Raw genomic sequence first — 26,356 nt, forward strand, 5'->3', positions numbered from 1 at the left:
CAGTTGGACCGGCCGGTGGAACGGGTGGTGCTTCGGGGTCCGGGGGCGCGGCTGGTGTTCGACGGCCGGTGGCTTGCCGTGACGCGATGGTGGTGTCCGGTTCCCGGGCTGCGCGTGCGCCGGTTCCGGCTTGCGGAGATCGTCCACGTCACCGAGCGCAGCCCGGACCATGATCACGAGAGTCCGTTCGGCTACCGGTGCGTCGTGGAGAGCACCAGGCGGGTCCGGCCGTACCGGTTCTGGTGCTGGCGGCCTTTCGACGTGCAGGAGGTTTCCCGCGCTCGGCACTTGCCGCGGGTGGTGTACGTCTTCGCCATGGCGGTCCAGCAGGCAGTGGTCGAGCGGCAGCGTGCGGTACTGACCGGGACGTACGGGCTGGGGCCTTGGCCGGAGGAGACCTGGCGCGAGGTCGAGCGAATCGCGCCCGGGCTGACGGCGCTCGCCCCGGGAGGTGACCACCGCTCGACAGTCGAGCGGACCCTGGCCGCCTGGCGCGGGGAACCGCTCCCCGAACCCTTCCCGCGGCTCGCCCCGCCCACGACGTCCACCGCACCGCCCTGGCCGTCGCCGACCCTCCCCGGCTTCGTGTACCACGCCGAGTGGCGCGCCCTGATCGACGGACTGGACACCCGGGCGCAGGTCGAGACGACACCCGAATGGCAGGCGTACCGTGCGGAACTGATGCGCTGCGCACGAGCACGGCTGCAGGAGGTGTACGCAACCCGCTCGCCCCTGCGCAAGCGGCTCCGGAATGGCTTCTGACCGTGCCGCAGTCGCCCGAAAGGCCCGGCACGGCCTGGGCGTTCGTGTCCTTCGATCGTTGCACCGATGGTGGAGAGAGCGACAGGAAGGAGTCGGTCATGGGAACCGGGGAGAGCGAGGCGTTCCTGCCCGTGCGTAGTCGGGAGGTGGCTCGGGCGCTTGCCGCGGCCGGGGCCGGAGGGCGCGTACGCGAGTTGGCGGAGTCGGCGCGGACGGCTGCCGCGGCGGCCGAGGCGCTGGGGTGTGAGGTGGGGGCGATCGCCAACAGCCTCGTGTTCATTTCCGACGGGGAGCCGGTGCTGGTGCTGACCAGCGGGCGGCACCAGGTGGACACCGCGGCCCTCGCCGCCCGGTGGGGGCGCGGGGCGCTGCGCCGGGCCACGCCCGAGCAGGTACGGGAGGCCACGGGGCAGGCCATCGGCGGGGTGGCACCCGTCGGGCACCCCGCACCGCTGCCCACCCTGGTCGACACGGCCCTGCTCGACTACGCGGAGGTCTGGGCCGCCGGCGGAACCCCGCACACGGTCTTTCCGACCACCGCCGCGGAACTCGTCCGGATCACGGGCGGACGGCTGCTTCCCGTCGGCCCGGAGACGGAGACGGAGAGGGAGACGGAGGCGGGACCGGAGCCGGAGGCAGCCGCAGCGGAACCAGAGCGGAGGCGGAGAGGTGACGGATACGGGGCTGAGGCGGCCCGGGGATAGGAGCCTCGGCCCCCCGACCCGGCATCGCCCCCGTACCGGCACCCGCCCCCGCCCGCGGTCTGACCCGCGCGTCCTCAGAGGCGGCCCGAGCGCAGCGACTCCAGGTGCTGCCGGGCCGCCTCTGCGGCGTGGGTGAACCAGTCCGCGATGACCGCGGTCTCCTCGGGCGTGTAGCCGGCGAACAGTGCGCCGAGCCGCTCGTAGAAGGGCTGGTAGAGCGAGACGAGCCGGGCCGCCGCCTCCGGTACGGCCACCACGCGGACCCGTCGCCGGTCCGCCGGGTCCGGGCGGCGTTCGGCGTACCCGGCCTTCTCGAGCCGGTTGAGGACGCCGGTGACGGCACCGGTGGTGAGGTTCGCCCGCTCGGCCAGGTCCCCGGCCGAGAGGGGGTCCTCACCCGCTCCGAGTACGTGCCCCAGGCAGGTGAGGTCGGTGACGTTCAGCCCGAGCGCCTGGGCCACCTCCTGCTGGCCCACGATCCCGAGGGCCACGAACGTGTCCATGCGCTGGATCGCCTCGGCGGCCGTGGCCACCGGGCGGGACTTGCCCTGCACGCAAAGACTCCTTAGCATCTAAGTTACTTAGCTCGTGAGATAAGAGATCTCGCGACGAGCAGCCTGGCACTTCCCCGGGCGCCGCGCACAGCGCCGCGCCCGGACCCTCATCCTGCCTGGCCGCTCCTGCGAACGGGAGCCACACCATGAGTGCACACGGCCACGTCGACCTCGGCCACACGGTGGCGGGCTGGACCGGGACCGCCGTCGGCATCCTCGCCGCCACGGTCGCAGGCGCCTCCTTCTGCCTGGACTGGACCCACGGTCTCTGGGGCGGCGCCGCCCTCGCCGTCGCGGCCCTCCTGCTGACCTGGGCCCTGCACCTCGCCGGCTGGGGCAAGCCCAGCGGTCCGCGCCCGGAGGCGGAGTGGTCCTGGCGGGTCCGCGACACCGCCGCCCGCACCGGCCACCCCGGCTGCACCGGCTGCCGGGCCGCAGGCCGCAGGGCCCCGGGCGCCACCGCCGCCGTTTCCGTGCCGGGCGCCGAGGAGCGAGCCGTATCCCTCGCGGGCTGAACACATCCCGCCGGACCGGATGCGCTCGCCGCGCCTGCGGCATGATCAGCTCATGACCAAGATCGTGTTGATGTCGGACCCGCAGGTGGCCGCCATACCCGTCACCGAATGCGGCGAACCCCTCGTCGATGTCCGCCGCAGCGGGCTGCTGCTGGTGGACACCCGCAAGCAGGACCCGGCGAGCGCCTTCGCCCACCTGCGGGAAGGCGTCCTGGAGCGACTGATCAAGGCCCAGGACCTGCTTCCGCAGGGCCTGCGGCTCCTGTTCGTCGAGGGATACCGGCCCCCCTCCCTCCAGCGGACGTACTTCGAGGAGTACGCAGGTCAGCTGCGCGCCGCCCATCCCGACTGGTCGGCCGAGCAGGTCCACTCGTCGGCCAGCCGGTACGTGTCACCCCCCGAGATCGCCCCGCACAGCGCCGGCGCGGCGGTCGACCTCACGCTCGCCGACACCGACGGACGCGAACTCGACCTGGGCACGCGGATGAACGCGGACCCCGAGGAGAGCGCGGGCGCCTGCTACACCGATGCGCCCGGCATCAGCGAGGAGGCCCGCGCCAACCGCCGGCTGCTCGGCTCCGTGCTCACGGCGGCAGGACTGGTGAACTACCCCACGGAGTGGTGGCACTGGTCCTACGGTGACCGCTACTGGGCCTTGGCGACAGACTCGGCAGCCGCCCTCTACGGCCCGAAGGACCTCGGCTCGCCCGTCTGACCCCCACGGCCGGGGCCCCGGGTCGCGGCCGTGTGTCGACGGCGGCGACCCGGTCGGTGCCCCGCCTGCGGGTCAGTGCTCGCAGAGGGAGAACTCGCGTTCGTAGAGCTGCTCGTTGTGCTCGTCGACGAAGAACTTCCGCTCCTGCATGAGTTCCTCGCGGTACGCCTTGGCCTGCTCCAGCGTCATGGTCGAGGTGTCGGACCAGGGCTGCTGCGGCGGTACGTCCGAGGTCGAGACGATCCGCTGCGTCGGGTCGACCAGGAAGAACGCGAGGATCTTGCGGTGGCCCGGGCGGGTGGGGTCCGCGAGGCGGAAGGCGTCGACGCGGTGCTGGAGGGCGTTCGGGAACGCCAGGCAGCGGCCCGCCGGGGTCGGCACCGAGCCCAGCGGCTGGTTCAGGGCGTTCTCGTCTTCGAGGCCGTAGACCTCGCGCAGCCCGGTGTCGTCGTTCTGCTGGTAGTCCGGGTCGTCGAGGGCGGCGCGGAACCCCAGCCGGCTCTCGGTGATGTTCTCGCTGTCCCAGTAGTAGATGCCGGTCGAGACGATCCGCTCGTTCAGCATGCCCTCGACGTGCCAGGAACCGCCGGCGTACTCGGGCTTCTCCGGCGTGAGGTGGACGGTGGCGAGCTTGACGATGACCTGCAGGCTGCGGCCGCGCAGGTCGACCCGGGCGGAGTCGTCGGGCGGGGCGGGCACGCTGAACTCGGGGGCGTCCGGGACGATCGGACGGCGGTTCTCGAACCACTCGTCGTACGCGTCGCTCCAGACGGCACGGGCCTCCATGTAGGAGTCGTTGTCGGGGAAGGACTGCCTGTGCGGGTACTCCGGCTCGGTGTCGTACCAGCCGTAGGGGTCGGCCTCGATCCGCAGGGGGCGCGGGTGCCGCAGGTCGGTGAGCACGTTCTCGAACAGCGGGCGCAGGCGCGCGAACAGGTCGGGCAGGACGGCCTCCAGCGCGCGGTGCTCCTCGGGGTGGACGTTGTTGACGTACGAACGGAAGGCGACGGCTCCGTCCTCGCCGACCTCGACGTCCGTGGGCAGCCACTGGAACCGCTCGGAGAACTCGTACTTCGCGTAGCTCTTCGTCGGGTTCTGCCACGCCTCCTCGGGACCTCCGCTCGCCTCCCGCACCAGGCAGAACAGGGAGGGGTGCACGAGGTCCAGCACCTGGCCGTCGGATCCGGGGTGCCAGTCGCGGTCCGCTTCGGGGACCTCTTCGAGGACCCGGACCGCCTCGCGGAGCCGGGTCCTGAGCTGCTCGTCGACGAGGGCGTCCGAATGCCAGACGCCGTCGACGGCGGACACCTCGATGCCGGTGGCCTCGTCCCGCAGCGCGGCGTAGTGCGCCAGCTCGGCGAGCACGTAACGCACCTGAGCCTCGGTCATGCCCTGCGCCGTCGCCTCCTGCGTCCACCGGGCCACGATCTCGGCGTCGTTCATCTTGTCGGACCACGCGGGCTTGGCGCGCAACTGCGCGCTGCACTGCATCATCTGCAGCTCCCGCAGCGTCCGGGGCGTCGTGAACGCCGTGGAACGGGTGCTCTGGAAGGGCAGCGGGAAAGCGGACAGGCCGGTCACTACTGATGGTCCTCACGGTCGGTGTGCAGTGCCCGCAAAACATAGCCCGCCCCACCGACAGCCCGGCAGCCGCCCGGCGGTGACGTGGGCGGGCAGGCCCTTGATGACCTCATCGGCGTTCGGGTCGTACTCCCACTGCCAGCCGGTCACCGGTCTCCGCCGAAGGGGATCCCGGCTTCTGCCGCAGCCTTGTCGAGGATGTGGCCGATCTCCGCGGCGATCGCAGCGGCTTCGGCCGGCGTGGCGGCACGGGCGGCCCGGTCCTCCAGGAGGCGCAGGCGGGCGGCCAGGTCGGGATGGCGCTCGATGGCCACGTACAGGGCCCATTGGCGCAGGAACCGGCGCATCGGTGCGGAGCTGACCTGTTCCCGGGCGCGGGCTACGGCGGTGGCGCGTTCCGCATCGAAGGTGGGTACGGCGTCCGGAGCCGGCCGGGCCAGAGCCGCGCGCAGTTCTTCCGCCGTCGCCGGAGGCTGCGGGCCGGCCGGCTCGGAGGGGGGTTCGGGGGCCGTGCTCATGCCGCTTCCGCCGCGTCGGCCGTCTGTGCCTGGGCGCGATGGGCGGCTGCCAGGGTCGACACGTGCTGACGGGACCAGCCGACCTTCACCGCGACTGCGGCGGGTCCGCCGCGGTCGTAGCGGGACGCGATGCGTCCGGCGGCCAACCCCAACGCGGTGCGGGCTCGCTCCAGTGCCTCGGCGTGCTCGGTCACGGCCGCCGTGAGTCGGTCCAGCTCCGCGGCTTCGTCGGGGGACAGGATCACGCGGGTGGTGCGGGGGGACTCCGTGATGGCCAGCAGCCTGCCGCACCCGTTCCGCAACCGCAACCGCACTTGACACACCCGTGTCGCGGGTGGGTCAGGTGGTGGGGGCGCGTACGAGGCCGGATTCGTAGGCGGCGATGACTGCTTGGGCGCGGTCGCGGACGGCGAGTTTGGCGAAGAGGGCGGTGATGTGGTTCTTCACCGTGGACGGGCTGATGTCCAGGGCGGCGGCGATCTCCGTGTTGTCGAGGCCCGTGGCGATCAGGCGCCACACCTCCGCCTCGCGCGTGGTGAGGTCCGTCGCCGGGGCGTCGTCCGGTGGCGCGGGCCGGGGGGCGGGGTGGCGTACGTAGGTGGAGATGAGGCGGGTCAGGAGGCGGGGGGCGACGGCCGCCTCGCCGGTGTGGACGACGCGGAGCGCCGCCACCAGGTCTTCCGGGGAGACGTCCTTGGGGAGGAAGCCGAAGGCGCCGGCGCGCAGGGCGGCCACCACGTACTCGTCCATGTCGAAGGTGCTCAGGGCGAGGACGCGGCAGTCCGGCAGTTCGGCTGCGAGGGCGGCGGTGGCGGCGACGCCGTCGAGGACCGGCATGCGGATGTCCATGACGACGACGTCGGGGCGGATCCGGCGGGCGAGTTCGACGGCTTCGGCGCCGTCCGACGCCTCGCCGACCACCTCGAACGCCGGGTCGGGCCGGAGGATGAGCGCCAGCCCGCGGCGCACCAGCGGCTGGTCGTCGGCGATCAGGACCCGGATGGGCGCGGCGGTGGCGGGCGTACCGGTCCGGCCGTCCGCCGCCGTGGCGTTCACGCCGCCCGCCCGTGCGCGGCGCCGGCCAGTGGCAGGCGGGCGGCCACCCGGAAGCCGCCGCCGGCGACGGGGCCCGCGTCCAGGGTCCCGCCGTGCAGTGCGACGCGTTCGCGCATGCCGACGAGGCCGTATCCCGGCCCGGTTCCGGTTCCGGCTCCGGTTCCGGCTCCGGTTCCGGTTCCGGTTCCGGTGCCCGCGCCGTCGTCCGCCACGTCCACCCGCACGGTTTCCCCCTCGTACTCCAGCACCACCGACGCCCGTGCGCCGCCCGCGTACTTGCGGGCGTTCGTCAGGGCTTCCTGCACGATCCTGAACACGGCCAGCGCCACGCTCGGCGGCAGTTCCCGTGCCTCGCCCCTGATGTCGAGGGACGTCGGCAAGCCTGCCCGGGACGACTCGGCGACGATCCGCGGAAGGTCGCCGATGCCCGGCTGCGGGGCTTCGGGCACGCCCCCGGCGACGGCACCCGCACCGGCCGCCGGGCCCGCCGGGCCCGCCACCTGCGCCTCGTCGTCCGCCCGCAGCACGTCCAGGAGTTGCCGCATCTCGCGCAGCGCCATCCGGCCGGAGCCCTCCAGCTCCACCAGGGCATCCCTGACGACCTCCGGGTCGCCGCCCAGGTTGGCGCGGGCGCCGCCGGCCATCAGCTGCATGGTGGTGATGTGGTGCGCGACGATGTCGTGCAGTTCGCGGGCGATGCGCCGCCGTTCGGCGGCGACGGCGCGGTCGGCGAGCAGGCGGCGGTTCGCCTCGATCTCGCGCTGCCAGCGGTTCATCACCAGCGCCGCGGCCACGACGACGGCACCGCCCGCGGCGTTGCCCGCGAGGCCGAGCGGCGACGGCGGCCACGTCGCGAGGCCCACGAGCGGCACCGTCACACCCGCGAGCACGGAGACCGCCGCGACCGCCTTTCGCGTGGACCGCACGACGGTGTAGAGGGCGACGATGAGCGCGGCGTTGAAGTGCTGCTCCATCGGCACGCTGAGGTTGAGCGCCAGCCCGGCCAGCAGCACGGCCGCCAGGACGGCCAGCGGGGCGCGGCGCCGGGCCAGCAGCGGCAGGGCCGAGACCAGCATGAGCAGGCAGCCGAGGACGGGGACCCGCCCCAGGTCGTTCTGGCTGGCGAGCGAGTAGCCGGTCAGGTCCACGGCCGCGGCGCCGACCGCGACGAGCGCGTCGTTGCGCGTCCACGGCATCTGGTTCGTCCTCCCCCTCCGGCGGGCCGCTGTGTTCCGATTCCTCCGGCCCGTCCGGTGGCCCATTCTCCCATCGCGCCCGGCCGCCGGGCGCCCGCCCCGGGTGGGGTCCGCGTCTGGGAGCAGGCTCCCAGGCCTCCGGCGGTCCGGTCCCGTGCTCCCACCCGCGATCTCGTCCGCGGCGCCGACGAGCGGCCCCCGGCGCGCTGATGAGCTGGAGACCGAGAACGGCCGGGAGCAGAGCAGCGCAGCCCCGGCCGGCCCACCATCGACCGACCCCCGGAGGCCCCTCCGTGATCCGCGCCCTGACCGGATTCGCCACCCGCAACCCATGGCGGGTCATCGCCCTGTGGGCGGTGCTCGGCATCGCCCTGACCATCCTCGGCCAGGCGCTCGTCCACCGCGTCACTCAGCCCGCCGGCGGGGACTTCCTCCCCCGCACGTACGACTCGGCCGCCGCCCTGCGGATCGCCGAGGAGCATTTCGGCGTACGGCCCGACCAGAACCACGTCACCGTCCTCGTCGGCCGCGACGACGACAAGCCGCTCACCGCGGCCGAGCACCGCCGGATACGGGAGGTCGCCGCGCGGCTCGGCAGCAGCCGCGTGGCGATGCCCGAGCCGAAGGACACGCCGCCGTTCCTGACCCTCGACCACTCGCAGACCCCCGCGGTCAGCCCGGCCATGACCGCCCCGGACGGCAGCTTCGCCCTGCTGTCCGTACGCCTGGAGGGCAACTCGGCCGACCCCGGGCTGCACGACCTGTACCGGGCGTTCCGCGACCGTGCGGAAGCCGAGTTCGCCGGGAGCGGCCTGCGGACGGGGTTCACGGGCGGACTCGCCGACACCGTCGACACGGCCGATGCCGAGGCGCCCACGCAGAAGGCCGTCGGGCTGGCGATGACCGGGCTGATCGTGCTGATCCACGTGCTGGTGTTCCGCAGCGTGTTCGCCGCGTTCCTGCCGCTGCTCGCGGTCTCGGTCGTCGGCGGCGCCGCCACCGGCGCGGTCGTCGGCACCGCCCTGCTCACCGGGATCCGTCTCGACACGTCCACGCCCGGCCTGATCGGGGTCGTCCTCATCGGCATCGGCGTCGACTACCTGCTCTTCCTCCTGTTCCGCTTCCGCGAGGAGCTGCGGGCGCACCCCGGCCTGCCGCCGCGCGTGGTGGCGGCCCGGGTCAGCGCCCGTGTCGGCACGGCCGTCACCTCGGCGGCCCTGACGATCGTGGCGGCGTTCGCGACCCTGGGCATCGCGTCCTTCGGCCAGTTCCGGGTGCTCGGCCCGGCCGTGGCGGTCTCCGTGCTGGTCATGCTGCTGGCCTCGCTGACCCTCATGCCGGCCCTGCTCGCGGTCACCGGCCGCCGGATGTTCTGGCCCTCCCGCGCCCTGACCCGTACGCCCCGCCCGGGCGCGGCCGGTGTCCTCGGCAGGCTCGTCGCCCGCCGGCCGCTCGCCCTGGCCCTCGGCTCCGTCGCCCTGCTGGGGGCGCTCACCGCCGGACTGCAGGGCATCCGCATGGACTTCGGCACCGCGAGCGGCGGCCACGACACCCCGGCGGCCGCAACCGCCGCGGAGATCGCCCGCGTCCTGCCGGCCGGGGTGTCCGACCCGGCGAACGTCTACGTCACCGCCCGCGACGGACGCCCGCTCACCCCGGCCGCGCTCGGCGACCTGCCGCGGGCGCTCGGCCGCGTCGAGGGGGTCGGCAAGGTCGGCGATCCGGTGCTCAGTCCGGACCGCAAGGCCGCCCGCATCGACCTGTACCTCGACGCCGACTCCCAGACGCAGCGGGCCCGCGATCTGGTCTCCGGTCCGGTACGGGCCGCTGCGGCCGCCGAGGCGCCCGCCGACCTGACCGTCCACGTCGGCGGGACCGCCGCGGTCTTCGCCGACGTCTCCACCGCCGTCGACCAGGACCTGCGGCGCGTGTTCCCGGTGGCCGCCGCGCTGATCGCGGTCATCCTGCTGGTCCTGCTGCGCAGCGTCCTCGCACCGCTCGTGCTCATGGCCGGTGTCGGCCTGTGCTTCGCGGCGACGCTGGGCGCCTCCGCGCTCGTCTTCCAGCACGCGGGAGGAGAGCCCGGTGTGAACTTCGTGCTGCCGCTGGTCCTGTTCCTCTTCGTCGTCGCGCTCGGCACGGACTACAACATCCTCATCAGCGACCGCATCCGCGAGGAGATGGCCCGCCCGGGCACGGCGCGGGAGGCCGTGGCGCGCGCCGTGCGGCACACGGCCCCGGCCATCGCGACCGCCGGCATCGTCCTGGCCGCCTCGTTCGGCAGCCTCGCCGTGAACGCGGCACCGTCCACCCGGCAGATCGGCTTCGCGACGGCCCTGGGCATCCTCCTGTCGGCGTTCGTCCTGTCGTCGGTCCTGGTCCCGGGGGCCGCGGTGCTCCTCGGGCGGGGGTTGTGGTGGCCGCTGCGCCCGGGCTCGGAGCGGAAGCCGGGGCCGGCCGCCAAGGGCTTCCCCACCGCTGCGGCGGAGGGCCCGGCGGCGCCCGGTCCGGCCGGAGAACCGGCGGACCGGGCGCAGCGGGGTGAACGTACGCCGGCGGGACCGCGGGGCTGACGCCCGGTGCCCGGCTCAGGCTCCTCCCCCTTCCCCGAGGACGGCGCGGATCAGCGCCCGCTGCGCCACCGAGAGGCACGGGTCCTGGACGTCGAGGACCTGGTCGCCGACGGTGATGCGGTAGTGGAAGCCGTCGGCCGCGGGCGCCAGCGCCCGGTGGGCGAGCTCCTCCCACTGCGCGGCGTCCGTACGGGCGGAGGTGTCGACTGAGCGGGTCTTCTCCACACCGGCGAAGCCGCCGGACCGGGTGACGGTGATCAGCATGGCCTTGCCTCCGTAATCGCGAGGGCGGTGGCGACGGTCCGTCGTCACCGCCCTCGCGCCTGCCCCGGTTTCCGGTCCGCTCCCTCGCCGGGCCCTCCCCGGGGCCGGAACGGCCGGAAACCGCCGCCTTCCGGCCGAGACGACCACGCCGGGCGGTGGCCGGGCGGCCCGTCGTGCGCAGGGCCGATATGCCGGGCGGCGGATGAGCGGGCCGTTTGCGGGCAGGCGCGCCCGTGGACCCGTCGAGTGCGCTGCGTACGTACGGTCCCGGTCGCCGGCCCCGTCGGTGGCCCGGGGCGATGTGCGCGAAGGAGGAACCGTGACCCAGCCCCCCAAGGACCCCGTCCCCCCGAACCCCACTCCGGCTCCCGGGCCGGGACCCGGCCCGCAGCCCGGCCCGCTGCCGGGGCCCGTACCCGCGCCCGGTCCGGACCCGGTGCCCCCGGCGCCACCGCAGCCCGGTCCCGATCCCGAACCTCCCGGCCCCCGCCCGCAGCCCGGCCCGCCGCCGGGCCCCCTGCCGGGGCCGCTTCCGGCCCCCGGCCCGGCCACCTGACGTCGCGGATGTCCCGGCCGTAAAGCGCTGGTGTCCGGGGCGTCGCCGGGCAAGGATGCAGCCATGCGCGATCCCCGCACCGACCCGGAGCTGATGGTTCTGATCCGGCGTTTCGTCGCGCCCGGTCGGCGGTACATGCGGCTGGGCGGCAGCTCCCTGCAGTTGCGCGGGCCCGAGCGCGAACTGTTCATGAGGGAGCTGGCTCAGGCGGCCGCGGAGATCACTCCCGCTGAACTCGGCATCCTCCTGGAGGGCGGGTGGCGCGAGCGCAGGACCGCCTGCTGGCTGATCGCCGTGGCCGGCAGGACCGAGTTCCGCGGCCGCATCGGCGAACTCCTGGTGGCCGGCGGCGGCCCCTACGGCGGGGCGTTCTGCCACGCCCTGGCCACCTTCGGCACCAGCGCGGACGCCGACCTGGTGTGCCGCTACCTCGATCGCCACCTGCCGCAACCGGACCTCGTCTGGGACCAGACGCACGCGCTCAGCACCCTGCTCCACCTCGACGCCGTCCTCGGTACCGACCGGGCGGCCCCGTACCTCGCCCCCGGCGGCCTGTGGCAACGCTGGACCGAGACCACGCCGAACAGCGTGCGGGACCCTTACGAGTACCGCCGGATCGTGGCACAACTCTGCGCCTTCACCACGGAGTGCACCGACCTGCACACCTCGGCCAGTACCGGGCTTTGACCCTCCCGGGCCGACGGGCCGCCGTTGCGCAGGTGCGGAGCCAGGCCTGCTCGCTCCGGCGTTGCGTCACTCGGCGCCGGGCAGGAAGTCGGCGACCAGGGTGGCGAATTCCTCGGGGGTGAGGATGCGGATGGACAGTTCCTCGGCCTTGGTGCGCTTGGAGCCGGCCTTTTCGCCCGCCACCAGGAGGGTGGTGCGCTTGGAGACCGACGACGAGGCCTTTCCGCCGGCGCGCTCGACGAGTTCGTTCATCTCGTTGCGGGACAGCGCCGCGAGGGGGCCGCTCATGGAGCCGGTGACGACGACGGCCTCGCCGGTCAGCGGGCCGCCCGCCGGCTGCTCGGTGTCGTCGCCCTCGGCAGCCGCGGGCTGCTGCGGCTCGGTGACCTGCGTACCGACCTCCAGGGCCTGGAGCTTGTCGAGGAGCGGGGCGAGTTCGACGAGTTCGGCCGCGATCACGCGGGCCTTCTCGGTGCCGATGCCGTCGACGCCGGCCAGGGTGTCCGCGTCGGCGGCGCGGATCGCGGCCATCGAGCCGAAGTGGGCGGCGATCCGGCGGGACATCGTGCGTCCGGTGCCGCGGACGCCGAGGGCGCAGAACACCCGGTTGAGCGCGGCCCCGCGGGCGGTTTCGATCGCGGTCAGGAGGTTGCCGGCGCTGGTCTCGCCCATCCGTTCCAGGCCGAGGAGCTGCTCGTGGGTCAGCGTGAAGAGGTCGGCGATGTCCTTGACCAGCCCGGCTTCCACCAGTTGGACCGCGCGGGTGCCGCCGAGGCCCTCGATGTCGAGCTGGTCCCGGCCGGCCGCGTAGATCACCGAGGCCACGGCCTGGCAGCTGCGGCCGCGTACGCACCGCCACCGCTGCTCGGAGGTGTCGATCGCGTCGCCGCAGCGGGGGCACGCCTCGGGGAAGACGATCGGGGTCTCGGCGCCGGTGCGCTGGTCGACCAGCGGTGCCTCGACCCGGGGGATCACGTCGCCGGCCCGGTAGACGAACACCTGGTCGCCGACCATCAGCCCGCGACGGGTGATGTCGGACGGGTTGTGCAGCGTGGCGTAGGTGACGGTCACGCCGTCGATGACCACGGGCTCCAAGACCGCGCGCGGGGCGATGATCCCGGTCCGGCCGACGTTCCACTCCACCGCCAGCAGGCGCGTGACCTTGTGTTCGGCGGCCAGCTTGCGGGCCACCGCCCACCTGGGGGCGCGCGAGCCGTTGCCGGCCTGGCGCTGGTCCTCGGCGGTGTCGGCCTTGACGACGACGCCGTCGATGCCGAACGGAAGGTCCGCGCGCAGGCCGGCGATCACGTCGATACGTTCCTGCACCTGCTCCACGGTGTCGTGGCGCATGGGCGCGGCGGCCGTGCCGGCGGCCGTGTTCGCGCCGAGCACGGCCAGTCGCTCCAGCAGGGCGAGGTGGCCGAGGTCGTCCAGACCGATCGCGCCGTAGGCGAAGAAGGTCAGCTCGATCCGGTACGGCCGGTCCTTGGCCCGCAGCGTGCCGGCGGCTCCGCTGCGCGGGTGCGCGAACGGCGTGGCCTCGTGGGCGAGCCGGATCCGGTTGGCCTCCTCGAACTGGGCGGTCGTCAGGAGCACCTCGCCGCGCAGTTCGACGTCGATCGGCTCGGTGAGCACCGGCGGCAGGCCGAGGACGGCGTCGGCAGTGTGGGTGATGTCCTCGCCGGCGAGGCCGTCGCCGCGGGTGAGGACCTGGACGAGCCGGCCGCCGCGGTAGCGGGCGGCGACCGCGAGGCCGTCGAGCTTCGGCTCCACGCACCAGCCGGCCACGGGACGCCCCAGCCGCCGTTCCAGCCCTGCGGCCCACTCGGTCAGCTCGTCGGCGTCGAAGACGTTGTCGAGGGAGAGCATCGGCACCGAGTGCGGCACGTCGCCCTGCACGGCGCCGCCCGCGACCTTCCCGGTCGGCGACTCGGCGAGCGCCTCGTCCGGGTGGGCCTCCTCGTACGCGGCGATGGCGCGCAGCAGCGCGTCGTACTCGTCGTCACCGAGAGGGGTGGTCCCGTCGCCGTAGTAGGCGGCCGAAGCCGCCAGGGCGGTCGTGACGGCCTCCGTGTAGGCGGCGGGCGAGAGCAGGGCTGTGTTGTCCGTCATGCAGGTCATCATGCTGCCCGGCACTGACAACGCCCCCTCCCGGCAGCGCCGGTGCGTGGCCGAAACCGGTCCGCCCGGCGGGTCGGACGGGTGTCCGGGTGCGGCCCGTGACCTGGGGAAGCGCCGTGCCGTTCCGGCATGTGGCGCGATTCCTGCCGGCCGGCCGCGAGCGGGTACTGTCGCCCGGTCACGGACGGCAACCGGGTCGTCCGTACGACCCGGGAGGACCGACATGACCGATCTCGACTCGCTGCGGACGAGCCTTGCGTCGGGTGAGCACGAGTTCGCCGACACCCTGGCCTTCGTCGCCGAGCACTACGCGTACCGGCCGCAGGCGTTCCGCAACGGGGACGTGGACAACGCCGCGGGCACGAACGAGGGTTCCTGCAAGACGCTGGGCCTGGCCCTGCTGGAGGGGCTGAGCGACCGGGAAGCGCTGCTGGCGTTCGGCGAGCACTACCGCAGCGTGCTGGCGACCCCGGACGGCACCGACCACGCGAACATCCGCAGCCTCATGGCCCACGGCCTGTCCGGCGTGACGTTCACTTCGCAGCCGCTGACCCGCAAGAGCTGAACGGGAGCCCGGCGAGCGGTTCGCCGGGGCTGCCCGAAGAGGTGCCCCCGGGGGTGTCCTTCCGTGCGCAGCGGAGCAGTGCCCGGCCATGGAATTCTCGGCCGTGCCGGTCATGAGGACCGGATGTCGAACCGAATTCCGAGAACGGGGCAGCCGTGCAGCCGAACGAGTACTATTTCACGGGAGATCCGGGGCGACCGGATTACCTCATCCGCCTTTCCTACGACGGTCACGAATACCTCCTGACGGACTTCTACGGGCGTGGCGTCGGAACGGCCGTGGCGATGAAGAACGACAACCTCAAGCACCTCAAGACCATCATCACCGAACGGGGTGGTGGTCTCGGGGCGCTCCTCCTCTACGCATTCGCCTCGAGCACCGATGCGACGGACGTCATTTCCACCGGCACGGTCGCCCTCGACCAGCAGGGGTTCTACCGGCACATGGGCTTCGCGATCCCTCCGGAGCGGACGAAGAACGCCGAGCAGCGCTACGAAGCGGTCCAGAAGGAATTGAAGGCCGCGGGTCGCGACATCACGCGGGATGAGTTCGTCGCGGTGATGCTGCGGACCGAGAACTGGTACGTCGAGAAGGACGTGCTGCGCGAGAAGGCCGGGGCAAGTGCCACCAAGGCGTGGCGGAAGCTGGATTTCGCCGCCTCGCAGGACGCCATTCTCGGCGGGATCAACCAGGCTTACATGACGGCCAAGGACCACTACTCGACGCTTTTCGACCACATGCAGTCGTCGCAGCTCCCGATCGACCGTCTCCACGAGGACGAGAAGCTGGGAGTCGACGGCGTTCGGCAGCTGCTCGTCGGTCTCACGGATTCCGCCGACGCATTCGCTGCCCTGAAGGACGATCTGGACATGTACCTCGAATTCATATCGGACCTTCCGGGAGTTGCACCGGTGCGCATGCTGCTTCGGTCGCAAGCCGCGGAGATCGCCGGCTACGCCGAGTTCGCGGCCAACGCGAGCGCCCCGCTCCCGGCGTACGGCTGAGCGGGAAGCAGCGTCACACGGCGGTGCGGATGCGGTGGGCGCCTTGTCCGAAAGGCCGCATCGCTCCGGCAGCGCGCCCGTAGGCTGGCCGCGTCGGACAGAGGAGGAGCGTGGTCGATGCAGCATCCGCCGGCGACGACGGGCAGGACGGCCGAGCGTCTGTACACCCGGGAGCTGGACGAGGCGGCGGCGTGGATGCGGTCCGCCCACGGGACGAGCCTGCGCATGGGTGCCCCGCCCCCCGGACGTTCGTTCCTGTACCGGCGCGATGCCGTCGGTCCGGTGGCGGTGAGCGTGCTGAGGCTGGCCGCCCCGTGCCGGTACACCAGCGAGCCGCTCGGCACTCTCGCGGTCACCGAGGTACGGGCGGGCCGCTTCGCCCGCACCTGCGGCAAGGACACCACCCGCGCCGCCGCCGGTGACGTCATGGTCGCGTCGCATCCCGGCCTGCCCTACGAGGGCCGTCTCGCCGACGCCGAACTCCGGGCCGTCGCAATCGCCTGGCCGACGCTGCACCGCGTCACCGGGCTCGCACCGCAGGACGCCCGGCCGCGGCTGACAGGCCTCCGGCCCCTGCCGCCGCAGGACGCCGCCCGCTGGCGGCGCACGGTCGACTACGTCGCCTCCGAGGTGCTGACCGCCGCCGGTCCGGACGACGAGCTGCTGCTGGACGCGGCGACGCGGCTGCTGGCGGCCATGGCCCTGTCCCTGTTCATCGAGCCGCTCGGCCACCCGTCCTCTCCCGGGGACGGGCGTGACGCCGCCCCCGCCACCGTGCGCCGGGCCGTCGCCTTCATCGAGGAGTCCGCCCACCGGCCGATCGCCCTGGCCGACATCGCGCAGGCGGCCTCCGTCACGCCCCGCGCGCTGCAGTACGCCTTCCGCCGGCACCTGGACACCACACCGCTGGCCCATCTCCGACGGGTGCGCCTGTCCCACGCCCATGAGGAGTTGTGTGCGGCTGACCCGGGCAGCCCGGTCACCGTGACCGCCGTCGCGGCCCGATGGGGCTTCCTCCACCAGGGCCGCTTCGCCGCCGCCTACCGCCAGGCCTACGGCCGTACTCCCGGGCAGACGCTCCGCGATTCCACCGGACGCTCCACGTGATCACGGATTCGACCCGGACGGGACCGGTCAGGCCACCGGGTCCGGTTCGCCGGAGCCGGCGTGCCCCGCGACGCGGCTCGCCCCTACAAGGGTGAGGGTGCCGTGCAGACGGCGTACGGCCCGCTCTGCGTCCCGGAGTTCCGCGGCCGTGGGCAGGACCGTGCCGAACGAGTGCCGGACGTCCACCGCCAGGGAACGCCACCGCAGGACGGGCACGAACGAGGCACTGGCCTGTGCCAGCAGCCAGGCCAGCTGTCCGTGGGTGCGGGCCGTGCCGAGGGCCAGGCAGGACAGGGCTTCCCGCAGGTGCTCCAGGCGCTCGATGACCGGCAGCGCCTCCTGCGCGGCGGCGGGGCCGACGGCCTCTGCCAGGCCGTCGGCGGTCCGCCGGGCCAGCTCCGCGTCCGACGGGCCCACCTCCCACGCGCCCTGCCGCAGCTGGGCCTCGGCCTCCAGGAGGAGCACCTCGATCCGCGCGTCCATGCCCGGGAGCGGCCGTGGGGTGGGCGTGCCGTACGAGTCCATGGAGATGCCGCTTCCGATCGGGTCGGGCGAGGGAACCGGACCTGACAGCGGATACGGCCAGGCGGAGGGCGGTGCCGGTCCGGCCTGCCGCCCCGCACAGAAGCGTGCCTCGTGCCCGCCTGACCCCACAGCCCCGGGAACGAAGAGGACGCGGACGGGAACAGCCGCGAAACGAAGGCCTGCGCAGCCCCGGCCCTCCCCCGCGGTGCGTCCCCGGACGCGCTCACTCCGGGCGGCGGCGGTCCTCTTCGCTCCACGTGCGGGTGTCCCGGGGCTCCACGTAGGGCTCTTCGTCCTCGGGCAGACCGGCTGCGACGGCCCGCCTGCGCACCAGCTCGGCGTCGAACTCCAGGCCCAGGAGGACGGCCAGGTTGGTGATCCACAGCCACACCAGGAAGATGATCACGCCGGCGAGGGTGCCGTACGTCCTGTTGAACGAGCCGAAGTGCGCCGCGTAGAAGGCGAAGCCCGAGGAGGCGGCCATCCAGATCACCAGGGCCAGGAAGCTCCCGGGGGTGATCCACCGGAAGCCGCGGCCCTTCGCGTTCGGGGCCGCCCCGTACAGGATCGCGATCATGGTCGTCACCAGCAGGACCAGGACCGGCCACTTCGCGATCGACCACACGGTCATGGCGGTGTCGCCCACACCGAGGGCCGTGCCCGCCTCCCTCGCCAGCGCGCCGGTGAACACCACGATCAGGGCGCCCGCCACCGCCAGGACCATCAGGGTGACCGTCAGCGCCAGACGGAGCGTCAGGATCCGCCACAGCGGCCGGCCCTCGGGCACGTCGTAGACGGCGTTGGACGTGCGGATGAACGCGGCGACGTAGCCGGAGGCCGACCAGATCGCGACGACCAGGCCCACGACCGCCAGGACCGAGCCGATGCCGGCGTCGTCCCGCAGCTGCCGGACCGCATCGGTGATCACTTCGCTCGCGGAGCCGGGCGTGAGCTTCTGCACGCTGTCCAGGACCTGTGCGGTCGCCGCATCTCCGGCGATGCCGAGCAGGGAGACCAGCACCAGCAGGGCCGGGAAGAGGGCCAGCACCCCGAAGTAGGTCAGGGCGGCGGCCCGGTCGAGGAGCTCGTCCTCCTTGAACTCCTTGAGCGTGCCGCGCACCACCGCCTTCCACGAGTCCTTCGTCAGCTCCGAGGGCGACCGCGGCGCCTTCATGCGCCCGCCCCGGCCGGGGCGGGCAGCGGCCTGCGCAGCGCACTGCGCCCCTGGTCCCAGGCGCGGCGCACGTGGCCGGCGAGGCGCTCCTCCAGCAGGAGCGTCGCGGCGCAGCCGAAGGCGACGTCGGCCTCCAGGCCGGGTGCGTCCGCGAGGAGGCCGCCGACGACGTCCCGGCGCACGACCTGTTCGTGGACGGCGTCGGCTTCCACGTGCTCGGCGTAGAAGTGCTCGGCTGCAGAGCCGGCCCCGCAGCGCCGCATGGCCTTGGCGAGGCGCCGTGAGCCGGGCGAGGAGGTGACCTCCACGCAGGCGAAGTGGCCGACGAGGGCGCCGCGCAGGGCACGGTGGAGTCCGAAGAGCGACATCAGGTTCACGGTGGCGAGGAGCGGTGCCGGGGCGTGGTCCAGGTAGCGGCCGTAGCCGGTGTCGAGGCCGAGGTCGGCCATCAGGTCGGCGAAGAGCCGTGCGTGGATCCGGTCGGGCCGGCCGGCGCCGAACTCGTCGTACTCGATGGCGACCATGGCGGCCTTGGCGCGGCCGGTGAGCCGGGGGATGACCCAGGCGTGCGGGTCGGCTTCCTTGAGGTGGTAGAGGGAGCGGAGGGCGGCGTACTCGCGCAGCTGCCACGGCTCCCCCGTGGTTTCGAGGCGGTGGCTGAGGCTGCCGGAGAGGTCGGCCGGCTCCACCAGCAGCGGCGCGAAGGCGTCCTCGACCGTCCGGGGCGCGTCGGAGAGTTCGCTGCGCAGCGCGCGCAGGAAGTGCGTCTCCAGGGCTTCGCGCAGCCGCAGCAGGTCCGGGTCCCATTCCCGTTCGTCGGGAACGCCGTCGAAGCCGCGGTAGTGGAGTTCGTACAGGAGGTAGAGGGCGAGCTGGAGGTCATCGCCCCACGGGTCGGCCTCCGGTACGGACCCGGCGCCGTACTGCGGTGCTCCGCCGCGCCGCAGCGCCGTCACCAGGGCGCGGGAGAGGCTGCCGCGTCCCTCGGCCAGGCGGGGTCCGGCGGCGGGGGGTGTCGGATGCGGGCCGGGAGCGGGCATCAGGGCTTCCTCTTCTCGTGCGGGGCGGGCTGCTTCCGTTCGCGGGCCCGGTGGCTGGTGTCGCACCAGGGGTACGTGCGGCTGCGGCGGCAGGTGCACACGGCGACCATGAAGCGGTCGGACCGGGCGACGGTGCCGTCGTCCAGGACGATCTCGACCGGACCCTCGACGAGGACGGGGCCCTGGGGGTCGAGGGCCACCCGGCGGGCCGGCCGCGGACAGGGTGCAGGGGGCGCGGCGGGGGCCGGTGCGGTGGGGTGCGGGGTGATGTCAGAGGTGTCGGGCACGGATGACCACCAGTTCTTCCCAATCGTCGGATTCCGCCGCCAGGCCCTGCTGTTCCAGCCAGGTCCGACGCGAGCGCAGGACCGGGCCCCAGGGGACGCGGGCGCGGTCCGTGACGTCGGCGGACAGACCGGCTTCCCGCAGCCGGTCCAGGGTCTGCTGGGGTCCGCACAGCACCGAGTGCACCATGAGGAGCACGCCATGGCGGTGCAGCAGGGCGGGGGCGGCGTCGCAGATCCTGTCGATGACGCTGCGCCCGTCGGGTCCGGCGTCCCATGCCCGCTGCGGGCCGCGGGTCGGCAGCCGGTCCGAGGGGGCGGGCACGTACGGCGGGTTCGTCACCACCAGGTCGAAGCGGCGTCCTGCGGTGCGGGCCGCGAAGTCGCCGTGCAGCAGGCGCAGGGGCAGGCGGCGGCGCAGGGCGTTGATGCGGGCGGTCACCACTGCGGGCCAGGAGACGTCGACGGCCGTGACGGCGGCCCCCGTCCGTGCGGCCTCCAGGGCCAGCGCGCCGGTTCCGGTGCCGATTTCGAGGACGTCCGTACCGGGTCCGAGGTCTTCCCTGGCGAGTGCCGCGGCCAGCAGGCGGGTGTCCGGCTGCGGCCGGTAGACGCCGGGCAGGGCTACGAGCCCCGGGCGGAGCGTGGCCGAGGTCAGGGCCGTACTCGACATCGCGTGCCTCCTGGATCGGGTGGGGTGTGCGGATGCGGGGCGTCCGGCGCGGTGTGCGCGGGCCGGGTCCGTGGGGGCCGGTTGCGGATTCAGGAGCCGGCGGGGAACCTGCCCCAGGCCCGGTGCTCGGAGAGGGCGGCGCCGACCCGCTCGACGACGGCCGCGCTGCTGTCGCCGAGGGCGATCCCGGGGCCGTCCGTGGCGATGCCGGCACTCGCGAAGAGCCGGTCTGCGCCGTCCCAGCCGCCGAGGGCCTTCCCGTGGCGGTAGGCCTCGGTGAGCAGGAGCAGGACGCGGGGGTCGGTTCCCGCCGGCTCCGGGACGCCGGCTTTCGCGTCCCGGGCGCCGCGGGCGTCGGAGCCCGGCTCGGGGGCGCCGGCGAACAGCAGGGCGTCGAATTCGACGGAGCGGGCGGTGGCGAACGTGCGCTGTACGGCGACGGGCTCTCCGTCCGGGTCGAGGTCGGCTCCGGTCGGGGCGACGACGAGCGGCACCAGGCCCGCGTCGAGGACGGCCTGCCGGGCGTTCCGTACGCCGTCGGGGTCGGCTGTCCCATCGGTGACGATGCCGACTGTCCGGCCGTCGATGGGCCAGGTGGCGCCGAGTTGGGAGAGGGCCGGGCTGGGGTCGGCTGCGGCGAGCGGGACGGTGGCCTCCGGGGCGGGCAGTCCGAGGCCCTCGGCCACGCTCGCGCACAGGTCGGGGTCGATGTTGGCCAGGACGCCGAGCACGCGTTCCCTGATGGCCGGCTCGTGGCACTTGCCAAGTTCGAAGGTGTAGGCGGCGATGATGTGTGCCCGTTCGGGCGGGGTCATGCTCAGCCAGAAGAGCCGGGGCTGGCTGAAGTGGTCCGAGAAGGAGGCCGGCGCCTCGCGCCTTTTGGCCGCTTCGGGGATCGTGACCGGTGCCTCGATGTACGCGCCGGTGTCGGCGCCGGCGAGGAAGGGGCAGCCGCCGTCGAGGCTGTTGGGCCGGTAGGGGGCGACGCCGGTGTGGACGGCGGTCTGGTGCATGCCGTCGCGGAGCATGTCGTTGACGGGGGCGTGCGGCCGGTTGACCGGGATCTGGCCGAAGTTCGGTCCGCCGAGGCGGCTGATCTGGGTGTCGAGGTACGAGAAGAGCCGGCCGGCCAGCAGCGGATCGTCGGTGACGTCGATCCCGGGGACGAGGTGGCCGGGGTGGAAGGCGACCTGTTCGGTCTCCGCGAAGAAGTTCCTGGTGTTGGCGTTCAGGGTCATCAGCCCGATGGGCTGGACGGGGGACAGCTCCTCGGGGACGATCTTGGTGGGGTCCAGCAGGTCGATGCCCTCGAACGTCTGCTCCGGGGTGTCCGGGAACACCTGGATTCCCAGCTCCCACTGCGGGAACGCACCGGATTCGATGGCGTCGAAGAGGTCACGCCGGTGGAAGTCGGGGTCCATGCCGCCGATCAGCTGGGCTTCCTCCCAGACCAGGGAGTGCACCCCCAGCTTCGGCTTCCAGTGGAACTTCGCCAGGGCCGTGCCGCCGGCCGGGCCGACGAGGCGGAAGGTGTGGACGCCGAATCCCTCCATCATGCGGTAGGAGCGCGGGATGCCCCGGTCGGACATGTTCCACAGGGTGTGGTGGGTGGCCTCGGTGTGCAGGGAGACGAAGTCCCAGAAGGTGTCGTGCGCGCTCTGGGCCTGCGGGATCTCCCGGTCCGGGTGCGGTTTGCCGGCATGGATGACGTCGGGGAACTTGACCGCGTCCTGGATGAAGAAGACGGGGATGTTGTTGCCGACGAGGTCGAATGTGCCTTCGTCGGTGTAGAACTTGGTCGCGAAGCCGCGGGTGTCGCGCACGGTGTCGGCCGAGCCCCGTGATCCGAGCACGGTCGAGAACCGCACGAACACCGGCGTCTCGACGTCCTTCGCCAGGAAGGCGGCCCGGGTCACCTCGCCGGCCGTGCCGTAGCCCTGGAAGACCCCGTGTGCGGCGGCTCCGCGTGCGTGCACCACCCGCTCCGGGATCCGCTCGTGGTCGAAGTGGGTGATCTTCTCGCGGAGGTGGTGGTCCTGGATCAGCACCGGCCCCCGCGCCCCCGCCTTGAGGGAGTGGTCGGTGTCGTACAGCCTGGCTCCCTGGGCCGTGGTGAGGTGGGCGCCGCTCTGCGCGACGCGCGCCTGGCCGGCTCCGGTGGCCTGGCCGGTCGGGCTCACCGTCTCGGGCCCTTCCTGGTCCGGCTTGGCCGGCAGCGGTGCCACGGGCTCGGTCGGCTCCGCCACGGCCGGCGGGACAGGTCCCGGCTCGCCCGGCACAGGGCCGTCCCCCGGCCCCGGTGCCGCCGCGCTGCGCTTCGTCATGTCGTCTCCCAAGGACGGGTCGGCTGGATGTTGCGGCCACGGCCCGCAGGTCCCGGCCGGGTGTGGCACGTACATGGGGCGCGTGCCCGGATCCGGCCGGAAGAACCATCGGGGGGAGCCGGGACCGCCGGGAAGAACGATCGGACGGCCCGGGTACCTAGGCTGCGAACGGGGCCACGTCCGCGGCCGCCATGTCCAGGCGCAGTCTCTTGAAGCGGGCGGGATGGCGGTGGAGGCCGCTGAGGTCCACCGCGGTGTCGGTGCTGATCTCGGCGACCAGTTCGGGGTCGACCAGGGTGACCGTCAGGGGTTCCGGGCTGCCCCAGGCCGACGTGAACCGCATGCCGGCCCAGGGGTGGTCGTCCGCGGCCGGCCTGAGGTTGCCGCCGACCAGGCGGGCGTCCTCGGCACGCAGCGGGGCCGTGCGGCCGATCGGGAGGAGACGGCCCTGCGGGTCACGGCGGCCGAGGAGGAGGAGCCGGGGGCGGGCGGGTGAGCCGGTGATCGCGCCGATGACGGCTTCCGTCGTGTCCCGGCGCCGGAGCTTGTACCAGCCTTTCCGTCCCGGCTGGTAGGGCTGGTCCATCGCCTTCACCACGATCCCTTCGACCCCGGTGAGGTCCGTCGCGGCCTCCAGCCACTCCTCGGCCTCGACCAGGTCCGTGGTCATGGGGCACAGCGTCCACGGGGCCGACAGGCCGTGGTCGACGAAGAGCCGTTCGAGCCGGAGCCGGCGTTGCCGGTAGGGGTGGCGCAGCAGCTCGGTCCCGTCCTGCTGGAGCAGGTCGAAGGCGATGAAGAAGGCGGGCAGGGACGGGGCGAGTCCGCGCGGAGCGGTGCGGCCGCGGGCCGCGGTGCGTTGCTGCAGGCCCGCGAAGGACAGGCTGCGGGTGCCGGCGTCCCAGACGACGAGTTCTCCGTCGAGGACCAGACCGGGCGGCAGCTGCCGGGCGCCGGCGACGAGGTCCGGAAACCGGCTCTGGATCTGTGCACCGCGCCGGGTGTGCAGCACCAGCCCGTCCCCGGCTCCCGCGGAGGTGAACAGCACCGCCCGACAGCCGTCGAACTTCCGCTCGAAGGCCAGTTCTCCCTGTACGCTCGGGCCGGGCACCGATTCCACGGCCTGCGCGAGCATCGGCGCGACGGGCGGCTGCAGCGTCACCTTCTTGCGGCCTCCTTGCCCATGGGGTCGTGCAGCGGCTGCCCCCGGTCACCTGCCGGCAAACGACGTGCCCGCCGGCCCGGCAGCCCGTCCGGCCGGGAGCCGTCGGGGAAGCGGGCCGGCACGTCGGCGGACCCCGGGAGCGGGTGCGCATCAGGCTCGGATCCCTGGGCACGTGCCGAGCATGAACTCACGTCCCGACCCCGGAGGGTCCTACTGGATGCAGACGGCCGCCCTGCCGTCCTTCGCCCCCCTCGCGGAGGACGCCGAGGCGGACGCCGCGGTCGTCGGCGGCGGTATCGCGGGGCTGTCCACCGCCTGGGAACTCGCCCGGGCGGGGCTGCGCGTCATCGTGCTCGAAGCGGACCGCGTCGCGGGCGGTGTCACCGGGCACACGACGGGAAAGCTGACCGTCCTGCACACCTCCGTGTACGACATGCTGCGCCGCAGGCACGGTGAGGACGCCGCCCGCGACTACGCGGATTCGCAGAGCGCCGCGTTGCGGCACGTCTTCGAGGTGGCGGGGAGGCTGGGCATCGACTGCGAACTCGAGACGCGCCCCGCCCTCACGTACACGAGGCAGCCCGACGGCGTCGGCGCGCTGCGGGCGGAGGCCGAGGCGGCGCGGGCCGCCGGTCTGGACGCGTCGTTCGTCACCGAGACCGGGTTGCCCTTCCCCGTCTCCGGCGCGGTCAGGGTCGAGGACCAGGCGCAGTTCCATCCGCTCAAGTACCTCGGCGGTCTCGTGGCCGACATCGTGGCGCACGGGGGCCGGGTCTTCGAGGGAACCCGGGTCACCGGCCTCTCGCACGGTGATCCCTGCCGGCTCACCACGGAGGGCGGGGCGACGGTCACCGCCGGGCACGTCGTCGTGGCCACCCACCATCCCGTCTTCGACCACGCCGTCCTGGCCACCCGGCTCACCCAGCACCGCGATCTCGTGGTCGCGGGGCCGCTGCCCGCCGACCGGGACCCGGGCGGCATGTTCATCACCCGGGAGGGCGGCAAGCGCTCGGTGCGCACTGCGCCGCTCGCGGACGGCAGCCGGCTCCTGATCGTCACCGGGGAGGTGTTCGCGCCGGGCACCGGGGCGGACACCCGGGCCGGGTACGCCCGCCTGGAGGAATGGACGGAGCAGCAGTTCCCCGGGGTGACGGTCTCCCACCGGTGGGCGGCGCAGGACAACAGCGCCACGGACGACGTGCCCCTCGTCGGCAGGCTGCCGATGGGCGGCGGGAACGTGTACGTGGCCACCGGCTTCGCCGGCTGGGGAATGACCGGCGGGGTGATGGCCGGGGCGCTCGTCGCCTCGCTCGTCGCCGGGGCTCCGCAGCGGTGGGCGGGCCTCTACGACCCCGGCCGTCTCGGTTCCGTCGTACGGACCGCACCGTCGTACCTCAAGGCGCAGTGGGACACCGGCAGGCACTTCGTCAAGGACCGTCTGGACGCGCTCGGCGACGGCACGCACGGTCCCGTGCGGGACCTGCGGCCGGGTGGGGCGACGGTGGTGCGCGCCGGCGGCGGGGCCTGTGCCGTGCACCGCGACGATGAGGGCGGGCTGCACGCCGTGTCCGCCGTCTGCACCCACATGGGATGCCTGGTCGCATTCAACAACGCCGAACGCACCTGGGAGTGCCCCTGCCACGGCTCCCGCTTCGGCATCGACGGCACCGTCCTGCAAGGTCCGGCACTGAGCCCGCTGGAGCGGCGGGATCCGGGCGACCTCCTGTGACGTGACGTCGGACGGCCGTCGCGCGCCAGGACCCGGCCGAGGTGACTACGGGCCCGGCCGGGTCCTGTTCTCATGGCGGAGCCACCGCGGCTCACAGCTGGACCCTCCCACAGGCGGCGGTCCGCCGCGCGCCGGGGCCGGTGGTCGGGTGACGCGGGCGTGCTCAGCCCAGGGCGCCCGCCGCCACCGCCAGGTCCGCCACCAGGCCGCGGAAGGCCGTCTCGCGGTCGCCGGAACGGAGCACCGAGGACGGGTGGACGGTCGCCAGCAGCCGGCCGCGCGGTGCGTCGGCAGCCCCGCCGACTCCCGGTGCCCCACCGTTCAGGTCGGGCATCGGGCGCAGTACACCCCGGTGTTCGCCCACCCGGAAAGAGCTGCCGAACAGGGCTTTGCCCGCCGTGCTGCCGAGGAGGACCAGGACGTCCGGGGAGACGAGGTGCAGCTCGGCCAGCAGCCACGGCCGGCACGCCGTCATCTCGCGCAGGCTGGGTGCCTTGTGGATGCGGCGCTTGCCCGGGCCGGATCGGGTGAACTTGAAGTGCTTGACGGCGTTGGTGACGTACGGCTGCTCGTCGCCGAGCCCGGCTTCCTCCAGAGCCCGGCGCAGCAGGCGCCCGGCGGGGCCGACGAAGGGCTCGCCGCGCAGGTCCTCCTGGTCGCCGGGCTGTTCCCCCAGGAGGAAGAGGCGGGCGTGGCCGGTGCCCGCCCCGAACACGGTCTGGGTGGCGTTCTCGTACAGCGGGCAACCCCGGCAGTCCGCCGCCGCCTTCCGAAGGCCGGGCAGTCCGCCGCGTTGCGGCAGGAAGGGAGTCGCGTCGTACACGCCAGGCCGCTGCCCGGAGCGGCTCCGGCGAAACGGGGCGCGCAGAGGACCGGCGGGGCTGCGGACGGCCGGGCGTGGGGTTCCGGACGGGCGAGCGGGGTAGGCGCACGGTCGTGGCCGGCCTTCCCGCCGGTGCCGTGC

The 26,356-nt window shown here is 73.7% G+C and carries 25 protein-coding genes and 1 pseudogene; 10 read left to right on the plus strand and 16 right to left on the minus strand.

Annotation, left to right across the window (positions count from 1 at the left end):
- Positions 1–24: 24 nt before the first annotated feature.
- Positions 25–762 (plus strand): hypothetical protein, encoded by a 738-nt coding sequence (locus LG634_RS09000; RefSeq protein WP_226733144.1) that lies wholly within the window; start codon positions 25–27, stop codon positions 760–762.
- A 98-nt stretch (positions 763–860) separates the two neighbouring features.
- Positions 861–1,346, plus strand: a pseudogene (locus tag LG634_RS09005) (YbaK/EbsC family protein); the annotation flags it as partial.
- Between the two features lie 194 nt (positions 1,347–1,540).
- Here the strand turns inward: LG634_RS09005 and LG634_RS09010 are convergent.
- Positions 1,541–2,020, minus strand: a complete 480-nt coding sequence (locus LG634_RS09010) for a MarR family transcriptional regulator (protein ID WP_226733145.1) — start codon at positions 2,018–2,020, stop codon at positions 1,541–1,543.
- 146 nt (positions 2,021–2,166) lie between these two features.
- On the opposite strand from LG634_RS09010, the gene LG634_RS09015 reads away from it, so the two are divergent.
- Both LG634_RS09015 and LG634_RS09020 read left to right on the plus strand, forming a co-directional pair.
- Complete coding sequence (locus tag LG634_RS09015) at positions 2,167–2,535, plus strand: HGxxPAAW family protein (protein ID WP_226733146.1); 369 nt, start codon at positions 2,167–2,169, stop codon at positions 2,533–2,535.
- 52 nt (positions 2,536–2,587) lie between these two features.
- Complete coding sequence (locus LG634_RS09020) at positions 2,588–3,250, plus strand: M15 family metallopeptidase (protein ID WP_226733147.1); 663 nt, start codon at positions 2,588–2,590, stop codon at positions 3,248–3,250.
- 72 nt (positions 3,251–3,322) lie between these two features.
- Here the strand turns inward: LG634_RS09020 and LG634_RS09025 are convergent, their stop codons facing one another.
- The 5 genes from LG634_RS09025 to LG634_RS09045 form a co-directional block, all read right to left on the minus strand.
- The gene (locus tag LG634_RS09025) at positions 3,323–4,831 is read right to left on the minus strand and encodes a DUF4246 domain-containing protein (protein ID WP_226733148.1); all 1,509 of its coding nucleotides are present in this window, start codon (positions 4,829–4,831) and stop codon (positions 3,323–3,325) included.
- A gap of 146 nt (positions 4,832–4,977) precedes the next feature.
- Positions 4,978–5,349: a hypothetical protein gene (locus tag LG634_RS09030; RefSeq protein ID WP_226733149.1), complete on the minus strand. Its 372-nt coding sequence runs from the start codon at positions 5,347–5,349 to the stop codon at positions 4,978–4,980.
- On the minus strand, positions 5,346–5,657 hold the full coding sequence (locus LG634_RS09035) for a hypothetical protein (RefSeq protein WP_226733150.1): 312 nt from the start codon (positions 5,655–5,657) through the stop codon (positions 5,346–5,348). The genes LG634_RS09030 and LG634_RS09035 overlap by 4 nt, the downstream gene beginning before the upstream one ends.
- A 31-nt stretch (positions 5,658–5,688) precedes the next feature.
- On the minus strand, positions 5,689–6,405 hold the full coding sequence (locus tag LG634_RS09040; RefSeq protein ID WP_226733151.1) for a response regulator: 717 nt from the start codon (positions 6,403–6,405) through the stop codon (positions 5,689–5,691).
- The gene (locus LG634_RS09045; RefSeq protein WP_226733152.1) at positions 6,402–7,601 is read right to left on the minus strand and encodes a sensor histidine kinase; all 1,200 of its coding nucleotides are present in this window, start codon (positions 7,599–7,601) and stop codon (positions 6,402–6,404) included. The genes LG634_RS09040 and LG634_RS09045 overlap by 4 nt, the downstream gene beginning before the upstream one ends.
- A gap of 293 nt (positions 7,602–7,894) precedes the next feature.
- Between LG634_RS09045 and LG634_RS09050 the strand changes: the two genes are divergently transcribed.
- Positions 7,895–10,174 carry an MMPL family transporter gene (locus LG634_RS09050; RefSeq protein WP_226733153.1) on the plus strand — a complete coding sequence of 760 codons (2,280 nt, stop codon included), beginning with the start codon at positions 7,895–7,897 and terminating at the stop codon, positions 10,172–10,174.
- A gap of 15 nt (positions 10,175–10,189) precedes the next feature.
- Here LG634_RS09050 and LG634_RS09055 read toward each other — a convergent pair whose 3' ends face one another.
- The gene (locus LG634_RS09055) at positions 10,190–10,438 is read right to left on the minus strand and encodes a protealysin inhibitor emfourin (RefSeq protein ID WP_226733154.1); all 249 of its coding nucleotides are present in this window, start codon (positions 10,436–10,438) and stop codon (positions 10,190–10,192) included.
- Between the two features lie 619 nt (positions 10,439–11,057).
- Here LG634_RS09055 and LG634_RS09060 point away from each other — a divergent pair.
- Positions 11,058–11,681, plus strand: a complete 624-nt coding sequence (locus tag LG634_RS09060) for a DUF6000 family protein (RefSeq protein ID WP_226733155.1) — start codon at positions 11,058–11,060, stop codon at positions 11,679–11,681.
- Positions 11,682–11,747: 66 nt separating this feature from the next.
- Here LG634_RS09060 and ligA read toward each other — a convergent pair whose 3' ends face one another.
- Positions 11,748–13,802, minus strand: a complete 2,055-nt coding sequence (gene ligA, locus LG634_RS09065) for an NAD-dependent DNA ligase LigA (RefSeq protein WP_226733243.1) — start codon at positions 13,800–13,802, stop codon at positions 11,748–11,750.
- Positions 13,803–14,025: 223 nt separating this feature from the next.
- Here ligA and LG634_RS09070 point away from each other — a divergent pair, with 223 nt between their 5' ends.
- The 3 genes from LG634_RS09070 to LG634_RS09080 all read left to right on the plus strand — a co-directional run bounded on the left by LG634_RS09070 (position 14,026) and on the right by LG634_RS09080 (position 16,478).
- Complete coding sequence (locus tag LG634_RS09070) at positions 14,026–14,367, plus strand: HopJ type III effector protein (protein WP_226733156.1); 342 nt, start codon at positions 14,026–14,028, stop codon at positions 14,365–14,367.
- Positions 14,368–14,522: 155 nt separating this feature from the next.
- Complete coding sequence (locus LG634_RS09075; RefSeq protein ID WP_226733157.1) at positions 14,523–15,371, plus strand: hypothetical protein; 849 nt, start codon at positions 14,523–14,525, stop codon at positions 15,369–15,371.
- A 117-nt stretch (positions 15,372–15,488) separates the two neighbouring features.
- A complete protein-coding gene (locus tag LG634_RS09080; RefSeq protein WP_226733158.1) occupies positions 15,489–16,478 on the plus strand; it encodes a helix-turn-helix transcriptional regulator in 990 nt (329 codons plus the stop codon).
- Positions 16,479–16,505: 27 nt separating this feature from the next.
- On the opposite strand, the gene LG634_RS09085 is transcribed toward LG634_RS09080, so the two are convergent.
- The 7 genes from LG634_RS09085 to LG634_RS09115 form a co-directional block, all read right to left on the minus strand.
- The gene (locus LG634_RS09085; RefSeq protein ID WP_226733159.1) at positions 16,506–17,003 is read right to left on the minus strand and encodes a hypothetical protein; all 498 of its coding nucleotides are present in this window, start codon (positions 17,001–17,003) and stop codon (positions 16,506–16,508) included.
- A gap of 223 nt (positions 17,004–17,226) precedes the next feature.
- Positions 17,227–18,177 carry a YihY/virulence factor BrkB family protein gene (locus tag LG634_RS09090; protein ID WP_226733160.1) on the minus strand — a complete coding sequence of 317 codons (951 nt, stop codon included), beginning with the start codon at positions 18,175–18,177 and terminating at the stop codon, positions 17,227–17,229.
- Positions 18,174–19,217 carry an iron-containing redox enzyme family protein gene (locus LG634_RS09095; RefSeq protein ID WP_226733161.1) on the minus strand — a complete coding sequence of 348 codons (1,044 nt, stop codon included), beginning with the start codon at positions 19,215–19,217 and terminating at the stop codon, positions 18,174–18,176. Before LG634_RS09095 ends, LG634_RS09090 begins: the two co-directional genes overlap by 4 nt.
- Positions 19,217–19,504 carry a CDGSH iron-sulfur domain-containing protein gene (locus LG634_RS37805; RefSeq protein ID WP_372482394.1) on the minus strand — a complete coding sequence of 96 codons (288 nt, stop codon included), beginning with the start codon at positions 19,502–19,504 and terminating at the stop codon, positions 19,217–19,219. Before LG634_RS37805 ends, LG634_RS09095 begins: the two co-directional genes overlap by 1 nt.
- Entirely contained in the window at positions 19,488–20,174 is a 687-nt protein-coding gene (locus LG634_RS09105) for a HemK2/MTQ2 family protein methyltransferase (protein WP_226733162.1), read from the minus strand. The genes LG634_RS37805 and LG634_RS09105 overlap by 17 nt, the downstream gene beginning before the upstream one ends.
- A gap of 89 nt (positions 20,175–20,263) precedes the next feature.
- Positions 20,264–22,498 (minus strand): catalase, encoded by a 2,235-nt coding sequence (locus tag LG634_RS09110; protein ID WP_226733163.1) that lies wholly within the window; start codon positions 22,496–22,498, stop codon positions 20,264–20,266.
- A 157-nt stretch (positions 22,499–22,655) separates the two neighbouring features.
- Complete coding sequence (locus LG634_RS09115) at positions 22,656–23,660, minus strand: ATP-dependent DNA ligase (RefSeq protein WP_226733164.1); 1,005 nt, start codon at positions 23,658–23,660, stop codon at positions 22,656–22,658.
- 184 nt (positions 23,661–23,844) lie between these two features.
- Between LG634_RS09115 and LG634_RS09120 the strand changes: the two genes are divergently transcribed.
- Entirely contained in the window at positions 23,845–25,392 is a 1,548-nt protein-coding gene (locus LG634_RS09120; protein WP_226733165.1) for an FAD-dependent oxidoreductase, read from the plus strand.
- A gap of 163 nt (positions 25,393–25,555) precedes the next feature.
- Here the strand turns inward: LG634_RS09120 and LG634_RS09125 are convergent, their stop codons facing one another.
- Complete coding sequence (locus LG634_RS09125) at positions 25,556–26,215, minus strand: UdgX family uracil-DNA binding protein (RefSeq protein ID WP_226733166.1); 660 nt, start codon at positions 26,213–26,215, stop codon at positions 25,556–25,558.
- Positions 26,216–26,356 lie beyond the last annotated feature (141 nt).

The sequence above is a fragment of the Streptomyces bambusae genome (genome assembly GCF_020532645.1).
Taxonomy (GTDB): domain Bacteria; phylum Actinomycetota; class Actinomycetes; order Streptomycetales; family Streptomycetaceae; genus Streptomyces; species Streptomyces bambusae.